Origin of the sequence: Bacillus sp. EU63, assembly GCF_038592915.1 — a bacterium.
GTDB classification, from domain to species: Bacteria; Bacillota; Bacilli; order Bacillales; family Bacillaceae; genus Bacillus; species Bacillus velezensis.
In genome coordinates this window covers 3421906-3440033 of record NZ_CP151944.1, presented here as the reverse complement: position 1 = coordinate 3440033, position 18128 = coordinate 3421906, and the positions used below count along the sequence as shown (strand labels likewise).

At 50.0% G+C, this 18128-nt stretch carries 18 protein-coding genes; 14 read left to right on the top strand and 4 right to left on the bottom strand.

The features are described from left to right. The first annotated feature begins 39 nt into the window (after positions 1-39). Both NYE38_RS17245 and NYE38_RS17240 read left to right on the top strand, forming a co-directional pair. Positions 40-3909 carry a metallophosphoesterase gene (locus NYE38_RS17245; protein ID WP_340801903.1) on the top strand — a complete coding sequence of 1290 codons (3870 nt, stop codon included), beginning with the start codon at positions 40-42 and terminating at the stop codon, positions 3907-3909. Between the two features lie 167 nt (positions 3910-4076). Next, positions 4077-4652, top strand: a complete 576-nt coding sequence (locus NYE38_RS17240) for a TetR/AcrR family transcriptional regulator (RefSeq protein ID WP_014305913.1) — start codon at positions 4077-4079, stop codon at positions 4650-4652. A gap of 144 nt (positions 4653-4796) precedes the next feature. Here NYE38_RS17240 and NYE38_RS17235 read toward each other — a convergent pair whose 3' ends face one another. The 3 genes from NYE38_RS17235 to nagA are packed head-to-tail and all read right to left on the bottom strand — an operon-like array spanning position 4797 to position 7454. Further along, entirely contained in the window at positions 4797-5528 is a 732-nt protein-coding gene (locus NYE38_RS17235; protein WP_071182011.1) for a GntR family transcriptional regulator, read from the bottom strand. Positions 5529-5541: 13 nt separating this feature from the next. After that, positions 5542-6267, bottom strand: coding sequence for a glucosamine-6-phosphate deaminase (nagB, locus tag NYE38_RS17230; protein WP_017418833.1), 726 nt, complete (start codon positions 6265-6267; stop codon positions 5542-5544). After that, entirely contained in the window at positions 6264-7454 is a 1191-nt protein-coding gene (gene nagA, locus NYE38_RS17225; protein ID WP_025649338.1) for an N-acetylglucosamine-6-phosphate deacetylase, read from the bottom strand. Before nagA ends, nagB begins: the two co-directional genes overlap by 4 nt. 169 nt (positions 7455-7623) lie before the next feature. Here nagA and hprK point away from each other — a divergent pair, with 169 nt between their 5' ends. The 4 genes from hprK to NYE38_RS17205 are packed head-to-tail and all read left to right on the top strand — an operon-like array spanning position 7624 to position 10584. After that, positions 7624-8556 carry an HPr(Ser) kinase/phosphatase gene (gene hprK, locus NYE38_RS17220; protein ID WP_003151456.1) on the top strand — a complete coding sequence of 311 codons (933 nt, stop codon included), beginning with the start codon at positions 7624-7626 and terminating at the stop codon, positions 8554-8556. A gap of 14 nt (positions 8557-8570) precedes the next feature. Beyond that, a complete protein-coding gene (gene lgt / locus NYE38_RS17215; protein ID WP_014418979.1) occupies positions 8571-9386 on the top strand; it encodes a prolipoprotein diacylglyceryl transferase in 816 nt (271 codons plus the stop codon). A gap of 25 nt (positions 9387-9411) precedes the next feature. Continuing rightward, positions 9412-10062 carry a pyrophosphatase PpaX gene (gene ppaX / locus NYE38_RS17210; protein ID WP_021495263.1) on the top strand — a complete coding sequence of 217 codons (651 nt, stop codon included), beginning with the start codon at positions 9412-9414 and terminating at the stop codon, positions 10060-10062. A gap of 3 nt (positions 10063-10065) precedes the next feature. Further along, positions 10066-10584: an acyltransferase gene (locus NYE38_RS17205; protein ID WP_014418977.1), complete on the top strand. Its 519-nt coding sequence runs from the start codon at positions 10066-10068 to the stop codon at positions 10582-10584. 16 nt (positions 10585-10600) lie between these two features. On the opposite strand, the gene NYE38_RS17200 is transcribed toward NYE38_RS17205, so the two are convergent. After that, on the bottom strand, positions 10601-11326 hold the full coding sequence (locus tag NYE38_RS17200) for a C39 family peptidase (RefSeq protein WP_025649337.1): 726 nt from the start codon (positions 11324-11326) through the stop codon (positions 10601-10603). 237 nt (positions 11327-11563) lie between these two features. Between NYE38_RS17200 and NYE38_RS17195 the strand changes: the two genes are divergently transcribed. From NYE38_RS17195 to hisIE, 8 genes are read left to right on the top strand one after another with little or no spacing between them, the layout of a single operon-like run. Next, on the top strand, positions 11564-12736 hold the full coding sequence (locus NYE38_RS17195) for an ATP phosphoribosyltransferase regulatory subunit (protein WP_017418836.1): 1173 nt from the start codon (positions 11564-11566) through the stop codon (positions 12734-12736). After that, entirely contained in the window at positions 12729-13370 is a 642-nt protein-coding gene (gene hisG / locus NYE38_RS17190) for an ATP phosphoribosyltransferase (protein WP_017418837.1), read from the top strand. The genes NYE38_RS17195 and hisG overlap by 8 nt, the downstream gene beginning before the upstream one ends. Beyond that, on the top strand, positions 13367-14680 hold the full coding sequence (gene hisD / locus NYE38_RS17185; protein ID WP_017418838.1) for a histidinol dehydrogenase: 1314 nt from the start codon (positions 13367-13369) through the stop codon (positions 14678-14680). Before hisG ends, hisD begins: the two co-directional genes overlap by 4 nt. Next, on the top strand, positions 14646-15230 hold the full coding sequence (hisB, locus tag NYE38_RS17180; RefSeq protein ID WP_014418974.1) for an imidazoleglycerol-phosphate dehydratase HisB: 585 nt from the start codon (positions 14646-14648) through the stop codon (positions 15228-15230). Before hisD ends, hisB begins: the two co-directional genes overlap by 35 nt. Continuing rightward, a complete protein-coding gene (gene hisH / locus NYE38_RS17175) occupies positions 15231-15869 on the top strand; it encodes an imidazole glycerol phosphate synthase subunit HisH (protein ID WP_017418839.1) in 639 nt (212 codons plus the stop codon). Continuing rightward, complete coding sequence (hisA, locus tag NYE38_RS17170; protein ID WP_017418840.1) at positions 15866-16603, top strand: 1-(5-phosphoribosyl)-5-[(5-phosphoribosylamino)methylideneamino]imidazole-4-carboxamide isomerase; 738 nt, start codon at positions 15866-15868, stop codon at positions 16601-16603. The genes hisH and hisA overlap by 4 nt, the downstream gene beginning before the upstream one ends. After that, a complete protein-coding gene (hisF, locus tag NYE38_RS17165) occupies positions 16600-17358 on the top strand; it encodes an imidazole glycerol phosphate synthase subunit HisF (protein ID WP_014418971.1) in 759 nt (252 codons plus the stop codon). Before hisA ends, hisF begins: the two co-directional genes overlap by 4 nt. After that, positions 17355-17975 carry a bifunctional phosphoribosyl-AMP cyclohydrolase/phosphoribosyl-ATP diphosphatase HisIE gene (gene hisIE, locus NYE38_RS17160; protein ID WP_017418841.1) on the top strand — a complete coding sequence of 207 codons (621 nt, stop codon included), beginning with the start codon at positions 17355-17357 and terminating at the stop codon, positions 17973-17975. The genes hisF and hisIE overlap by 4 nt, the downstream gene beginning before the upstream one ends. Positions 17976-18128: the final 153 nt, after the last annotated feature.

The following is an 18128-nucleotide window of genomic DNA, read 5'->3' as shown; positions in this document are numbered from 1 at the left end:
GGCCTCCTGACGCAACATAATGCATAGGGAGGTAATGAGATGAAACTTGTGATGACGCTCTTTTTTCTGATTTGTTTGCTTTGTGTAAGTCCTTCTGCGGATGCGGCGCGCAAAGAACCGGCAATCCCCGTGAATCAGCAGGAATTCGGACAGCCGCCTCATTACATACCGCTTCTGGAGAATCCTCCCCAAATAGAAGTAAAGGCGGAAATGAAAAGAAACCTGTTCATACAGGCTCATGTAAATAATGCCGACTATCAAGCATTTTCGGCGTTTCTTTTTTATAAACAAAGCAATGAGCTGGGGTTTAAAATGGTGCCGATGGAGCCCGCGCCAGGCGCAATCCGGCTGTTTACGGCCCAGGTTTCAAAACGGGATATCTGGAATGGAGAATTGGAATATTACCTCGTTTTCACCAACGGCAGACAGCGGGCGGAATCGGAGAAAAAGCGGCTGAAGCTGGACGGCTATCAAGCCGATTTGAATCATATTCCCGAGCTGATGATTACGGAGCTTGCGGTTGATACGAAAAATGAAGACGGCGCTGATGCCTATGAATTTATCGAGGTGTATAACACGACGGACAGACCCATCCATTTTAAGGATTATCACATCCGCTACCGCTATCCGAAGGAAGGGCCGGAGTCAGATATGATATGGAGGCCGAAAGAAGATACGGTCATTCCGTCAGGCGGCGCTTATGTGTTTTGGCTGAGACGCGCCGCATCAGAACTGACGATAGATGATTTCAACCGCTACTACGGAACACAGCTGAAGGAGGGAAAACATCTCGCCGTCATCGAGGGGACGGACGGAATGTCCAACGACCGGCCGAGGACGGTGGTGCTGTCGGCAAATACCGGAAAAACCATCGCCTCAGCGCACTATCGAAAACACGCGTTCCGCCGGCTGACTTCTTTGCTTTATAAATATCCGCTGAACGGAACGGGAGAATTGCTGAAGATTTCCACGAGCGAACATAAGCCGTCACCGGGATTCGTTTTTCAGGCGCAGATTCCGCAGCAGAAAAGGGTGATCAAACCGGACAAGGAAAAACCGGTCATTGAAGACCTTACAGACAGAAAGCCGGTCCGGCCCGCTGAAAGCATCGAATTAAAGGCTGACATACGGGACAAAAACCTTGTCAAAACAGCCGCGTTTTATTACAGAACCAATGAGAAAAAACCATTTAAACGAATTCTGGCTGAAAAAGACCGCAACGACAGGTTATATCGTCACATTCTTTATTCCCCGGAACTGCTCGGCCAGGATCAGCTTGAGTATTACATCGCAGCCGGTGACGGAGAAAATGAAGCAAAAACGCCCGTCAAGATGATTGACATTAAACAGACGAGCAAATCACACGGACTCAGGATGAACATTGAACCCGAAGATACGATATCCGGCACCTATCTCCTCAAAGCGACATCCGACGTCAGCGCTGATAAGATCAAGCTGTGGATTGACGGCAAGCTGCAGGAGACCCGGCCTGCGCTGGAAAAAGAAGTTTACTTCGCTTTCGATGCCCGGAAAACGAATCTTTATTTCCAAAACACCGTCATGATGGAAAACGAGGTGCTGCACATTTTTGACGATCCGGCACACCGCTACAGAACGTACTCGGTGCTGCTGCCGGAACGTCTGCTGCAAAAAGGGGGCAAAACACAGAAAGTCTCCATCCGTTCGGGCTCCAAGGTTTCTCCGTATGACACAGGGGAGAATCGGGATGATTTTATCGTGAAAAATGCCCGCCTGGTGCTTTCAGACGGAACGGTGATCAAAAACGGGGAGCGGGATCCGGCTGAGCAGCTGTTTATCGGTGACGGCAAGCGGGCGAATCAGCGCATGACCTTCTCATTCAGCCTGCCGGATCATTTGTTTACGTCGCGGCTTCTGCCATGGAATACGGTGAAGCTTTCTGAAGGGCATCACCACATTTTTGTGAGCGACGGTGAAGAGCAGCTCAGTCAGTCTGTGCTGGTGGACAATACGGGGCCGAAGATTGTTCCGGGAATCAAAGAAGGCGCGACACTGAAAGGTAACTTTGAGCTGAAAGCGGACATCCGTGATAAATGGAGCAAAGTGGAAGAGGTCAAAGCGTTTTTGGACGGAGAAAGCATTACGCTCCCGCATCACACGTCATCAGCCGATCTTAAGCCCGGAAAGCATACCCTTACTATCATTGCGGCAGACCTTGCCGGAAATGAAACAACCTCCGTCCGCACCTTCCATATCAAACGGGAGGAGCCGAACCAGCCGGAGCTTGCCGATCAAAAAATCGGCGCCCACAAAGCAAAGCTGTCCGTCCGGGTAAAAGACCCGACGAAGGATGACATGAATGTATCATTTTACCGGGGCTTCCGTTATACCGCGCGGAATCCGGGCAGCGTGAAAGTGTATAAACACGCCTCATTAACGGAACCGCCGAGGGGCATAAAAGAAAATGAAATGCCGTTTACCCTGCCTGAAATGAACCGCATCTCGGCAAATGACGGAAAAACCGTTTCGACGGAAAGTATGGAGCGTTTTCCTTATCACCGATTCGAAGTCTCCGTTGACCCGTCTATCGACGAAACGGATCTGGCCGAGGCGGTCTGGAAAGGAAGCTCTCTGCCCGGCCGAAAGGTAACTATGTATATTTGGAATTACCGGACAAGCCGCTGGCAGGAGGCGGACAGCGTCCTTGCCAAAGATAAAAAGCCGTTTACATTAAAAGCCGCCGTTTCCGCAGCGGATGTGGTGAAGAACTCAAAAATGAATGTCATCGTGCAGGATCAAATACCGGCGAAAGGCAATTACACGTTTGTCTGGATGTCGGATACACAGTATTACGCACAAGGGCACCCGCACATTTTTGACAAAATGACGGAGTGGATCAAAGAAAATAAGGAAAAGCACAATATTAAATATGTCTTTCATACCGGTGATATCGTCGATGATTCAATGGTGATGAAACAGTGGAAAAACGCCGATCACTCCATGCGGACGCTTGACAAGGCGGGGATTCCGTACGGAGTGCTTGCAGGCAATCACGACGTCGGCCATAAAGACGGCACATACCGAACCTTCGGGGATTTCTTCGGGAGCCGACGGTTTGAACAGAACATGCATTACGGCGGATCATACAAAAATAACCGCGGGCATTATGACCTGCTGTCGGCAAGCGGGAACGATTTTATTATGATTTATATGGGCTGGGGCATTGGGGAACAAGAGATTGACTGGATCAATCAAGTGCTAAAGAGGTATCCGGACCGAACCGCCATCTTATGCTTTCATGAGTACTTGCTTGTGAGCGGAAATCGAAGTCCGATCGGGGAAACGATCTATCGAAAAGTCGTTAAGCCGAATCGCAATGTGGCGATGGTATTAAGCGGCCATTACCATAACGCCATGAAAAAAACCGATGCGCTTGACGATGACGGGGACGGAAAACCGGACCGCCTCGTCCACCAAATTCTGACCGACTACCAGGACGGTCCGGAAGGGGGACAGGGCTTTATGCGCATGATGCAATTCGATCAGGCCGCCAATCAGGTTCACATGTTCTCCTACTCGCCGTACACGGATGACATCAATTACTATGACACCGATCTGTTCGCTGATAAAGACGAATTCTCAGCAGAAATGGATTTACAGCCGAAGAGGAAAAGGGTTGCGACCGATTATTTTGAATGCAACGTCTATACGAACGAACTGCTCGGTCATAAAAAACACGTAAAAAGCGGAAAAACCGCAAATTGGATCTGGGACGGCCTGCAGCCTGATTCCGTTTATTACTGGTACACCGTCGTTAAGGACCCGTACAACGGCAAAACAATATCACCGCTGTGGATGTTCAAAACGGGAAATACGCCGTATCGCCCGGCTCCGGATCAGTTTGATTTCAGGCATGCCTCAAACCCATAACGAAAAAAATACAGCCTGCTGATCACTCAGAAGAAAATCTGACGGTCAGCAGGATTTTTTCTGTACGTAAATGGCGGCGCCCTGCTGTAATAAGTGCTTTTGACTTTTTTATGTCCCTTTTCTATACTAAAATCGATTGGTTTTCGTAATATGCAGGAGGAAACATAATGAACAGTAAAACCGGGACAAAAGAAAGAATTATTCAAACCTCTGCATATCTTTTTCAGATTCAGGGATACCATGCGACTGGTTTGAATCAAATTATAAAAGAGAGCGGAGCACCCAGAGGGTCAGTGTATCATCACTTTCCAAACGGAAAAGAAGAACTCGCCATTGCGGCGATCAAATATACGGGAAGATGCGTTGAAAAGCAGATACAGAATAGTATGTCTCAATCCGCGGACCCTGTAGAAGCGATTCAGCACTTTATTCATGTAACGGCTGAACAGTTTAATGATCCGCAGAATATTGAGGGCGTGCCGGTTGGATTGCTGGCGGGTGAGACCGCTCTGATCAATGAAACGTTAAGATGCACATGTGTTGAGGTGTTCAAGAAGTGGACGGATGTGTTTGCGGCAAAATTTCTTGAGCATGGGTTTGAACAAGAGGAAGCGGAGAAGCTTGGGATGACAATCAACTCGATGATTGAAGGCGCAATCATGTTTTCATTGGCTCATAAAAACAAAGAACCGCTGCTGCTGATTTCAAAGCAGGTTCCGTATATTGTCCAAAACAGAGGATAGCATTTTATTACTCTTTTCTTTATAAAAATAGATACCGGAACCCCAGCCTCTTCGTTTTGACAGAGTCATAGAGAACATTCACCGGCTTGATTTGAAAATGGCAGATCAAAAAAACATCTCCAACCCGTAACGGTTGGAGATGTTTCATTTCACCCTGTCCATATAATGCACGAATGTGTAGCGGTCGCCTCTGTAGGCGGATTTGACGTGCTCAAAGGCAGTGCCGTCCTGCAGATAAGTGGTCCGCTTGATATAGAGGACGGGCGCGCCGGGCTGGATGCCGAGCAGCTCAGCTTCTTCCTCGGAAGCGGCTCCCGGTTCAAGCTCTTGTTTTGCCCGTGAGATCGGCATCTGATTGTACGCTTCAATATGCTCATACATGGATGATTGAAAATGGGAGGTATCCAATTTTCCCGCCTTGTCAAACGGGATGTACGATGCCTCAATCGCCATCGGGATATCATTTGCCAGCCGGACGCGGATGATTTTATGAAGCGTTGCCGGATAGCCGCATCCCAGGATAGAAGATAATTCTTCCGTCGCCTGAATCAGCTGGTATTCGGCAAGTCTGCTCCCCGGCTTCATGCCCCGGCTTCTCATATCTTCCGTAAAGCTTGTCAGCCCTTGAAGCGGCTGTTCCATCTTCAGTTTGCTGACGAACGTTCCCCGGCCTTTCTGCCTGTATAAAAATCCTTCATTCACCAGATTGGAAAGCGCCTGGCGCACCGTCATTCGGCTGATGCCGAATTGTTCGGCGTATTCCCGCTCCGACGGAAGCAGCGCATCCGCTTTCAGCTCGCCGTTTTTGATTTGTGTTTTTAATTGTTCCATAATCTGAAAGTAAATCGGAATCGGAGATTGTTTATCAATCTGCATAGGTCAAATCCTTTCAATCGCCGCCCGCAGCCTGTTCATCAATCAAGACCGTCACATCCGGATGCGCGTGCAGGGCGGAGGCGGGGAATGCTTCGCTGATGCGCCCGTCCAGAAGCTGCTTCACCGCTTGGGCCTTGCTTTTTCCGGATGCCATGATCAAAATCCGTTTGCCGGACAAAATCGTCCCGATCCCCATTGTCAGGGCTTTTACAGGGACTTGATCAATTGACGGAAAGTACCGCGCATTCGCCTGTCTTGTCTCTTCATTCAGCTCAACAACATGGGTTCGGGATTCAAATGGCGTCCCGGGTTCATTAAAGCCGATATGGCCGTTGTGTCCGATGCCTAAAAGCTGTATATCCGCTCCGCCGAGTGTTTGAATCAATCGGTCATAGCGTCCGCATTCGGCATCAAGATCGTCTGCCCGTCCGTCAGGGAGAAAGTGGCGGTCCTTTCGGCTGTCGATATGTGCAAAAAAATGTGTATTCATATAATAATGATAGCTGTTTTTGTCCTCGGGAGAAAGCCCGGCGTATTCGTCAAGGTTGATCGTCGTGACATTTCGGAATGACAAGCCCTCTGAGCGGTGCATCCGCACAAGTTCTTTGTATACGCCTTCAGGAGTGCCCCCCGTCGCAAGGCCGAGAACGGCATCCGGCTTTTGTTTCACTGTTTCAGCGATAATCGATGCGGCTTTTTCACTTAATTCTTCATAATGTCTGCATGTGATAACGTTCATGTCCAATCAGCCTCCCTTGAGATATATGCGGTGTTTCCGCGGCAAATCGTGGCCAGCACGCCGCACTGTCCGTCCGTCAGAACAACGTCGGCGTCTTTTCCTTCGGCGATGCTTCCTTTACGGTCGAATATGCCGAGGCGGCGGGCCGCATTTGCCGATGTCATATTTGCTATATCCGGCCATGAGCAGTTTGTAAACCTGCGTATGAGCGCTGCGCCTTCATTCATTTTTAAAATGGAACCGGCCAGCGTCCCGTCAGAGAGAAGCGCCGTGTCCCCGCGAACGGTGACTTTTTGTCCGCCGAACTCGTATTCTCCGTCCTTAAGCCCTTTTGCCCGCATGGAGTCTGTAATCATGATCAGATTTTGGCTTCCTTTCGCCAAATAGGCAAGCTTAACGGCCAGAGGATGGGAATGAATGCCGTCGGTGATCAGCTCCGCCGTGATGCGGCCGCAGGCGAGAGCCGTACCGATGCCCCCCGGCTCACGGTGATGAAAGGAGCTCATGGCGTTGAAGAGGTGCGTCATATGCACCGCCCCGGCATCCGCCGCTTTTTGTAAAAGCTCGGCTCCCGCGTCTGTGTGTCCCATTGACGGGATGATGTTTTGGTTTTTTAAATAACGGATCAGGCTGAAATCAGGATCTTCTTCCGGCGCAAGCGTCACGATTTTGATCAGCCCTCCCGAGAGCCGCTCCCATTTCTGAAAGAGTCCGGCATCAGCAGGAGTAATCCATTGTTTCGGCTGTGCTCCCGCCTTTTTCGGAGAGACAAACGGTCCTTCTAAATGAATGCCGATCAACTCAGCGCCTTTTTGGGCCTGCGGTGAGGAAGACGCCCATTTTTTGGCGTTGACGAGCGCTTTTTCAATGTTTTCGTGCTGCTGTGTGATCGTTGTCGCTAGAAAAGAGGTTGTTCCTTCTTCGGGCAGCCGGGCGGACATTGTATCAAGAGCTGCAACATCAGCATCCATCGTATCCGCGCCGTATCCGCCGTGAATATGGATATCAATCATTCCGGGAAGTGCATACGAACCCTCGGGCGCCTTCCATTCCTTCTCATACGTTTCTTGCGGTCTTGTTTTCCCCGCGTAAGAAATGATGCCGTTCTTTATACCGAGAAATCCGTTTCGGATGATTTCTTCTTCTGTTACGATGTCCGCACCGCTGATTAACAAGCTTTCAGCCACTTTAAAACACGCCTTTCTGGTTAGTTGTTAGTTTTATTTTACTCTTTTTCAGACTAGTTATCTAGACCAGTTATGCCGGAATTGTATAAATCTGTTTTGGTTCAGACGGTAAAGTGATAAAATATAACTGTTCAAAGCTCGGAACATCCCAGAACAGGAGGAACATATCTTGGCAAAGGTTCGGACCAAAGACGTAATGGAGCAGTTCCATTTAGAATTGATCAGCGGAGAAGAAGGGATTAACCGCCCGATTACGATGAGTGATTTATCACGGCCCGGTATTGAAATCGCCGGTTATTTTACATATTACCCGAGAGAACGGGTGCAGCTTTTAGGAAAAACGGAGCTGTCATTTTTTGATCAGCTTCCCGAGGAAGATAAGAAACAGCGGATGAAATCGCTGTGCACCGATGTGACGCCGGCTATCATACTTTCCAGAGATATGCCGATCCCGCCGGAGCTTGTAGAAGCTTCCGAGCAAAACGGTGTGCCTGTGCTCAGATCCCCTCTGAAAACAACCAGGCTGTCAAGCAGGCTGACGAATTTTCTTGAGAGCCGTCTCGCGCCGACAACGGCCATTCACGGCGTGCTTGTGGATATATACGGCGTCGGCGTGCTCATTACGGGAAAAAGCGGAGTCGGTAAAAGTGAAACGGCGCTGGAGCTTGTCAAACGAGGCCATCGTCTTGTCGCGGATGACTGCGTTGAAATCCGGCAGGAGGATCAGGATACCCTAGTCGGGAACGCGCCTGATCTGATTGAGCATCTGCTCGAAATCAGGGGGCTCGGCATTATAAATGTCATGACGCTGTTCGGAGCGGGCGCCGTCAGAAGCAATAAAAGAATTACAATCGTCATGGACCTTGAGCTTTGGGAGCAAGGGAAACAATACGACCGTCTCGGACTTGAAGAAGAAAAAATGAAAATCATTGATACGGAAATTACAAAACTGACCATTCCCGTTCGCCCGGGGCGGAATCTCGCCGTTATTATCGAAGTTGCGGCGATGAACTTCAGATTGAAGCGGATGGGCTTGAATGCTGCCGAGCAATTCACGAATAAGCTGGCGGATGTCATTGAGGACGGCGAACAAGACGAATAGGAGTTGGCAATGATATGAATGAAGCAGGAACACCAATCAATCCGATTGCCTTTCAGCTCGGGCCTTTATCCGTGCACTGGTACGGAATCATTATCGGCGCGGGCGCGTTATTAGGGCTTTGGATGGCCATGAGGGAGAGTGAAAAGCGGGGGCTGAATAAGGACATTTTTATTGATCTTGTTCTTTTCGCCATCCCGATCGCAATCATTTGCGCAAGGGCATATTATGTGCTTTTCGAGTGGAGCTATTACTCGGAACACCCCGGGGTAATCATTAAAACTTGGAAAGGCGGCATTGCGATTCACGGCGGATTAATCGGCGCGATCGCAACGGGAATTGTCTTTTCAAAAGTAAGAGGCATCTCATTCTGGAAGCTGGCGGATATTGCCGCGCCGAGTATTCTGCTCGGCCAGGCCATCGGGCGCTGGGGGAACTTTATCAACCAGGAGGCTCACGGTGAAGCGGTCAGCCGGTCATTTTTGGAAAGTCTGCATCTTCCGGATTTCATCATTAATCAGATGTACATAGACGGACAATATTACCACCCGACGTTTTTGTATGAATCGCTGTGGAGTTTTGCGGGCGTCGTGATTCTGCTTCTGCTCCGCCGCGTGAACCTGCGCAGGGGCGATCTGTTTTTGACGTATGTGATCTGGTATTCGATCGGCAGATACTTTATTGAGGGAATGCGGACGGACAGCCTGATGCTTACGAGCCAGCTTCGGATCGCGCAGGTCATTTCCATTGTGCTGATTGTACTTGCGATTATTTTAATGATTTTCAGACGCATGAAGGGGTATGCCGATAAGCGGTATGCCGACACGGACTGACGCCTGAAATCGGAAAGGACATAAGATGACTGATAAACGTGTAACCGCCATTTTATTCGATCTCGACGGCACGCTGATTGACACGAATGAACTGATTATCGCTTCTTACCTTCATACGCTTGATCATTATTGCCCGGGGCAGTTCAAAAGGGAAGATGTGCTTCCGTTTATCGGCCCGCCTCTGTATGAAACGTTTTCAGGCATTAATGCCGAAAAGTGCGATGAGATGATCAGCATGTACAGAGCATTCAACCATGAAAAGCACGATGAGCTCGTCACGGAGTACGAAACGGTTTATGAAACGCTTGATGAATTGAAAAAAGCGGGCTATCAGCTCGGGATTGTCACCACAAAGCTGAGGGATACAGTGAATATGGGATTGAAGCTGACAGGCATCGGGGCGTTTTTCGATACTGTCGTCACGCTTGATGATGTTAAGCATCCGAAGCCTGACCCCGAGCCTGTGCGGCTTGCTCTCAGCCGGCTGGGGTGCGATCCGTCGGAAGCCCTAATGGTCGGTGACAATTATCACGATGTCATGGCGGGAAAAAACGCCGGCACGAAAACAGCCGGCGTCGCGTGGACGATTAAAGGCGCACAGGCGCTTTCCGCCTATGAACCCGATTATATGCTCGAGAAAATGAGTGATTTATTGCACATCACCGGAGTGAAGTAATCCGTGAGAAAAACAGACCGCCATCCGGTTGCAGGTGCAAATTCATTGTGGCATGTTTATCAGACGGTTCCCTTTCTGAAGGTGATGAAAAATTTCATCATCATTCAGATCGCAAGGTATACGCCGTTTTTAAGCGTGAAAAACTGGCTGTACCGAACCTTTTTGAAAATGAATGTCGGAAAACAGACGTCATTCGCGCTGATGGTGATGCCGGATATCATGTTTCCCGAAAAAATCACTGTCGGAAAAAACAGCATCATCGGCTACAATACGACGATTTTGGCTCATGAATACTTAATACATGAGTACCGGACCGGTTTTGTCACAATCGGTGACAAGGTGATGATCGGTGCAAACACAACCATTCTGCCCGGCGTCACCATCGGGAGCGGAGCCGTTGTATCAGCCGGCACCCTGGTGCACAAAGATGTCCCGGCCGGGGCGTTTGTCGGAGGAAATCCGATGCAGGTGATCTATACGGACGAAGAAATGAAAAAACGAATGGAAAACCCCGCTGATTAACGTCAGCGGGGTTTTTTTATGACTTGATCACAATGGCCTGGCTGCCCATCTGCTTCCAGGCTTTTTCAAAGTCAGACCGGTCTGTTTTTCTGTTTTTATAGCCGTAAGGATCATTAACGTATACATAATCGTGATCATAACCGGTGACGGCTACGCTATGCATGCTGAACGTAATGTCGATCTTTCCGTTCGGCGTATTCCAAGTCTGCATATGATCAACCGGCTTAAAGGATGTGGTGGTAATCACCCAGACCGGCCGCCCTTTTTCAAGCTGGCGGTACACTGAAGAAATGTCTTTTCCCGTCAGGTCGTATACTTTGTTTCCCGCATACTCTTTGGCAAGTTTATCAATCGGCTCATGATAAACGCCTAAACCCGGGCCGTTTTCCATATCTCCGGCAAATCCTTCATTCGGATCTCCCTTCAGCCCGCTGCTGTATGTGAGCGGAACTTTATTGATTTTATCCGCCAATGTATTTTTTGACACATGATATCCGGCATTGTTCAAAATCATGGCAAGGCTCGTCACCTCACAGCCATTGTACAGTCTGGGAGAATCCATCTGTCTGTACAGAACGACATTCAGCGGTGACGCGCTCCCTTTTAACGGTGTTTTCTCATCAGGCTCGTCGGACTGCTGATTAAAAAAATTCAAATGAATATCGTTTGTATAGATGTTATACCCGAGATAGACAAGGATGGCTGTCAGAATCAGCACACATAATGTTCCAAGCGTCTTCATTATTACTCTCCCTTGTTTCTGATGAAGCTATTCTATGTATTATAGCACTTCTGCTCAATATGATTCGATCGTTCCGGTATGTTTACAGGTTTGTTCATTCTTTAGCCATGTTTATGGAAAAGAATAGGCGGACATTGAGCGTTGCAATTCATTCTTTTATCTGCTAACATATTATCATATTAGCGAACTAAAGGATTCCGAATTTTCCTTCAGATAAAGCGGAGGTGTAAAAGGCAAATGTTTATGTTTGAGAAACCGCATGGCATGAGAGATACGCTGCCCGGTTTATACGAAGCCAAGAAAAAAGTCCGTTCCACACTGACGGATTTAATTGATAAATGGGGTTATCAGTTTATGGAGACGCCGACCCTTGAATTTTATGAAACAGTAGGCGTCCAGTCAGCTATTGAAGAACAGCAGCTGTTTAAGCTTCTCGATCAGGACGGAAAAACGCTTGTGCTTCGGCCTGACATGACCGGGCCGATTGCCAGGGTGGCGGCGTCTCAGCTGCACAAACACAATCATCCGCTCAGAGCGGGGTACGCGGCAAGCGTCTATCGCGCTCAGGAGCGGGAAGGCGGACGTCCGGCCGAATTCGAACAGGTCGGCGCGGAGCTGATCGGCGACGGATCAACAAGCGCGGACGCCGAGGTGATTGCGCTGGCGGCAGGCGCTTTGAAAAACGCGGGATTGCACCGGTTTAAAATCGCGATCGGCCATGCCGGACTCGCTGATGAGCTGTTTGTCGAGGTTCTGGGCAATGCCGAGCGGGCGGATGTTCTGCGGCGCTTTCTCTTTGAAAAGAATTACGTGGGATACAGGGAACATGTCAAATCGCTTCCGCTTTCTTCAATAGACAAAAGCCGGCTGCTCGCACTTCTGGAATTGCGAGGCGGGAAAGAGATCTGCGCCAAGGCGGAGGAGATCATCGGCATCTCCGGACAAAGCTTGATTCAGGAGCTGGAAGACCTGTGGGACGTTCTTGAGGATTACGGGTGTGCCGAGCATATTCGCCTTGATCTGAATATGGTCAGCCATATGAGTTATTACACGGGAATTTTATTCGAAGTGTACGCGGCAAATGTCGGTTTCGTCATCGGAAGCGGCGGACGCTATAACAATCTTCTCGGCCATTTCGGCAGTCCCGCTCCCGCCACGGGTTTCGGGCTCCGTATCGACAGGCTGATTGAAGCGCTCGGCATCCAGGAAGAAACAAGTGAAGCGGACGCCGTGATTTTCAGCAAGGAGCAGCGGGCGCAGGCCATTTTATTCGCGGAGGAAGAAAGGGCGAGAGGCAGAAAAGTCGTCCTGCAGGATCTGGCGGGCATTGAAAATATCGATCATATGACAAAATCATTCGCAAACGTCACATACTTTATCGGTGCCAGAAAGGAAGAGCGGAATGGGTAAGGTACTCACAATGGCAATGCCAAAAGGACGGATATTCGAAGAAGCGGCCGGGTTGCTGCGGCAGGCCGGATACAGGCTGCCCGAGGAGTTTGAAGAATCGAGAAAGCTGATCATTGACGTTCCTGAAGAAAATCTCCGCTTTATTCTGGCAAAGCCGATGGATGTGACGACCTATGTCGAGCATGGCGTCGCTGATGCCGGTATTGCCGGAAAGGATGTCATGCTTGAGGAAGAGCGTGACGTGTATGAGGTGCTCGATCTGAAAATCAGCAAATGCCATCTCGCCGTTGCGGGACTTCCCGGAGTGGATTGGAACGGGGTCGCCCCGAGGATTGCGACGAAATATCCGAATGTTGCGTCAAGTTATTTCAGAGAGCAGGGCGAGCAGGTGGAAATCATTAAGCTGAACGGTTCGATTGAATTGGCGCCTTTAATCGGCCTTGCTGACAGAATCGTCGATATCGTATCAACCGGGCGGACATTAAAGGAAAACGGTCTCGTTGAATCAGAACATATTTGTGACATCACATCGCGTTTTATCGTCAATCCGGTCAGCTACCGCATGAAGGATGATGTAATCGACGAAATGGCGGCCAGGCTGGCCAGGGTTGTGGAAGGAGAAACGGCACAATGAAAATAACCGCAGTAAAAAGAAGCGAGCGGTTCTCACTGAAGCGTTCCATCGACAGCGGAACCGAAGAGCAGCGGAAAACCGTCAGGGGGATTATTGAAGACGTCAGACAAAACGGTGACAAAGCCGTTTTGGCCTATACAAAAACATTTGACGGCATCAGCCTGAATCAAATGGCCGTGAGCGCAGAGGAAGTCACCGAGGCATACCGTCTGCTTGATGATCAGCTGCTGGAAGTGATCAGACAGGCGATTGCCAATATTAAAGAATATCACGAACGCCAGCTGCAATCTTCTTGGTTTTACCATCGCAATGACGGCACGATGCTCGGGCAGAAAATAACGGCGCTCGATTCCGCGGGCGTATACGTGCCGGGCGGGACGGCCGCTTATCCGTCTTCCGTTTTAATGAATGTCATCCCCGCTCTCGCTGCGGGAGTGGAACGGATCGTTCTCGTCAGTCCTCCGGGAAAAGACGGCCGCCTTTCGCCGGGCGTTCTGGCGGCGGCGTCTGAGCTCGGCATAAAGGAAATTTACAAAGCGGGAGGCGCTCAGGCAATTGCCGCGCTCGCTTACGGAACCGAAACGATACAGCCTGTTGATAAAATCACGGGCCCCGGCAATATATTTGTAGCGCTCGCGAAGCGCGAAGTCTTCGGCGTTGTGGATATTGACATGATTGCCGGGCCCAGTGAAATCGTGGTTCTGGCAGACGATACGGCGGTGCCCAAAGAAGTCGCCGCTGACCTGCTTTCACAGGCCGAACACGATACGCTCAGCTCAAGCGTGCTTGTCACCGATTCACGAAAGCTTGCCGAAGCCGTATCAGATGAGGTGAATAAACAGCTTCAGACCCTGCCGCGTAAAGAAATCGCCGAAGCGTCGATCAAGGATCACGGCCGCATTTATATTACGGAATCGATGGAAGATGCAGTGGACACGGTGAATGCGCTGGCGCCCGAGCATTTAGAAATCATGACGCATTCGCCGGAGGCTTTGCTTGGAAGCATCAGACACGCGGGAGCGATTTTCTTAGGACGATACAGCGCTGAACCGGTCGGCGATTATTTTGCCGGACCGAATCACGTTTTGCCGACAAACGGAACGGCGCGGTTTTCAAGCCCGTTGAATGTAACAGATTTTCAAAAGAAATCGAGCATCATCTCTTACAGCCGGAAGGCATTTGAAACGCACGCAGACAGCATTTCCGCCTTCGCGAGACTGGAAGGGCTTGAAGCGCACGCAAGATCGATTGAAGCGAGAAACGGAGGAATGACCGATGAGAAAAGCGGAACGCGCCAGAACAACAAATGAGACCGATATTAAGCTGGCTTTCGAAATAGACGGAGAAGGAAAAGCCGATATCAGCACGGATGTGCCGTTTATGACTCATATGCTTGATTTGTTCACAAAGCACGGGCAATTCGATTTAACTGTTGACGCAAAAGGCGATACGGAGATAGATGATCACCATACGACTGAAGATATCGGCATCTGTTTAGGGCAGGCTTTTTTGGAGGCGCTCGGTGATAAAAAAGGGATCAAACGGTACGGATCAGCGCTTGTACCGATGGACGAAGCGCTCGCCCAAGTTGCCGTAGACCTGAGCAACCGGCCGCACCTTGAGATGCGCGCTGCATTTCCGCAAGCGAAAGTCGGAACGTTTGATACCGAGCTGGTACATGAATTCCTATGGAAACTGGCGCTGGAAGCGAGAATGAATCTGCACGTCATCGTTCATTACGGCACGAATACCCATCATATGATAGAAGCCGTGTTTAAGGCGCTTGGCAGAGCGCTTGATGAAGCGTCATCCATTGATCCGCGCGTCAAGGGTGTGCCGTCTACGAAAGGAATGCTGTAAATGATCGGTGTAATTGATTACGGTATGGGCAATTTATTCAGCGTGTCGAAGGCGCTGGAACGCGTCGGCGTCCCGTATGTCGTATCAGACCGGCCGGAAGAGCTTGAAAAAGCGGATGCTTTTATTCTTCCCGGTGTCGGATCATTCAGTGACGCCATGGACAATTTACGCAGCACGAAGCTTGATCAATTCATACACCGTATGGTTGACGAGGGGAAGCTGCTCCTCGGCATCTGCCTCGGCATGCAGCTCATTTTCGAAGAAAGCACCGAAAACGGCTCTGCAAAAGGACTTGGTTTATTAGCCGGAAAAGCTGTGAGACTCAAAGACAGAGATGCCGAAGGAAAAAAGCTGAAGGTGCCGCATATGGGCTGGAACCGGCTGACGTTTCACCAAACGTCTCCTTTGCTTTCGGAAGCGGAAGAAGGCTTCGTTTACTTTGTCCATTCCTATTATATAGACGGGATGGAAGACGGCGATCTTCTGGCAAGCGCTGAGTACGGCGTTCGTGTTCCGGCCATCGTCGGGAAACGCAATGTCTTCGGTGCCCAGTTTCACCCGGAAAAAAGCGGTACGGCCGGAATGGCGATCTTAACGCAATTTACAAAAATGGCAGCGGAACAGAAGGTGAAGAAATGAACGCTTTTACATTATATCCGGCAATTGATATGAGAAACGGCAAATGCGTCCGCCTCATCCAAGGTGATTACGGCAAGGAAACGATATACGGTGACTCTCCTTTAGACATGGCGGCGCAATTTGCACAAGAAGGTGCCGAATGGATTCATCTCGTGGATCTTGACGGCGCGAAAGCAGGCAGGAAAGTAAACGACAGGCATGTTCTTGACATTGCGCGGCAGCTTGATATCAAAGTCGAGATCGGCGGCGGGATCCGTTCTGAAGCGGATGTGTACGGTTATTTATCACAAGGCGTTGATCGCGTCATTCTCGGCAGCTCGGCCGTATCCGATCCGGCATTTGTGAAGAGCATGCTGAAACAATACGGCGGCAAAATCGCGATCGGCCTTGATGCAAGGAACGGATATGTCTCGACGGAAGGCTGGCTGGAAACATCCTCGGTAAGAGCGGCCGATCTGGGCCGTGAATTGGCGGCCGAAGGAGCGGAAACCTTCATTTTCACGGATATTGCAACTGACGGCATGCTGTCAGGACCGAACATCGAAAGCACCGTTCAGCTCGCAAAAGCAACGGGAAAAACCGTCATCGCTTCAGGCGGAGTCAGCTCAGTCGCCGATCTCAAAGCACTGGCCCGCTTCAAAGACGCGGGCGTATCGGGAGCGATTATCGGAAAAGCGCTGTATACAAAACAATTTACATTGGCTGAAGCGCTCAGCGGGGTGAAGGACGCATGATCACGAAACGAATCATTCCGTGTCTCGATGTGAAAGAAGGACGCGTCGTCAAAGGCATACAATTTCTCGGGCTGAAAGATGCGGGCGATCCTGTCGAGCTGGCCGAAGCTTACGACAGGGAGGGCGCTGACGAACTTGTTTTTCTCGACATTTCCGCCTCTCACGAAGGCCGCAAGACGATGACAGACGTTGTAGAACAGGTTGCGGCAAAACTGGCGATTCCGTTTACAGTCGGCGGCGGAATTAATCAATTAAGCGATATGAAACGAATGCTTCGCGCCGGCGCTGACAAGGTATCCGTTAATACAGCGGCCGTCCTCCGCCCCGAGCTGATTACGGAAGGAGCGGATTTTTTCGGCTCGCAATGCATCGTCGCGGCGATTGACGCAAAGTATGACGAAGATTCGGATTGCTATAAAGTGTACACACACGGCGGAAGACAGAAAACCGACTGGGAAGTCACGGCCTGGGCAAAAGAAGCCGTCAGCCGGGGAGCGGGCGAAATCCTGCTGACAAGCATGGATGCTGACGGAGAGAAAACAGGCTTTAATCATACGCTCACACAGCTTGTCACACGTGCCGTCCCGGTGCCCGTCATTGCGTCAGGGGGAGCCGGCAGCGCGCGCCATATGCTTGAAGCCTTCACGATCGGTGAAGCGGACGCCGCGCTTGCAGCTTCCATTTTCCATTACAAAGAGACATCTATAAAAGAAGTGAAAGATTATATGAAGAAACACGGGGTGAATGTGAGATGAAACGGGCAGATGAACTGCGGTTTGACGAGGCCGGACTGATTCCCGCCATCGTACAGGATGCGGCAAGCAAAGAAGTGCTGACACTGGCTTATATGAATCGTGAATCCTATGAAAAAACGATAGAAACGAAAGAAACCTGGTTTTACAGCCGTTCACGGCAGGAGCTGTGGCATAAAGGAGCGACGTCGGGGAATACCCAAAAGGTGAAAGCCATCCGTTATGACTGCGATCAAGATGCCCTCATCGTGCTTGCGGAGCCCTCAGGACCCGCATGCCATAAGGGAAGTTACAGCTGCTTTTCTCCGGAAAAAGCGGACGCGCAGGACCGTTTCGGCATCTTAAACGAACTGGAAAGCGTAATCGCCAAACGGCAGGCGGAGATGCCTGACGGAGCCTACACAACGTATCTGTTTCGGGAAGGCGTCGATAAAATCCTCAAAAAAGTCGGCGAAGAAGCCGCAGAGGTTATTATCGCCGCGAAAAACCGCGACCATGAAGAATTAAAATGGGAAGCGGCGGATTTGCTGTATCATTTGCTCGTTCTTCTGCGTGAGCAGTCGCTTCCTTTGGACGACGTGCTTGACGTCCTTGCGAAACGCCATTCAGCATCTGAGTAAAACAAACCTCACGGAGAGATCCGTGAGGTTTTTAATCTGTCAAACTTAAACATTCAATTAAATATTCCTTATTTCCGCAACCGGAGGCAGATGAATTTGATAATATTGACTAATAGAGTTTATTTTGGTTTTTGTCAAAAATGTACGTTTTGT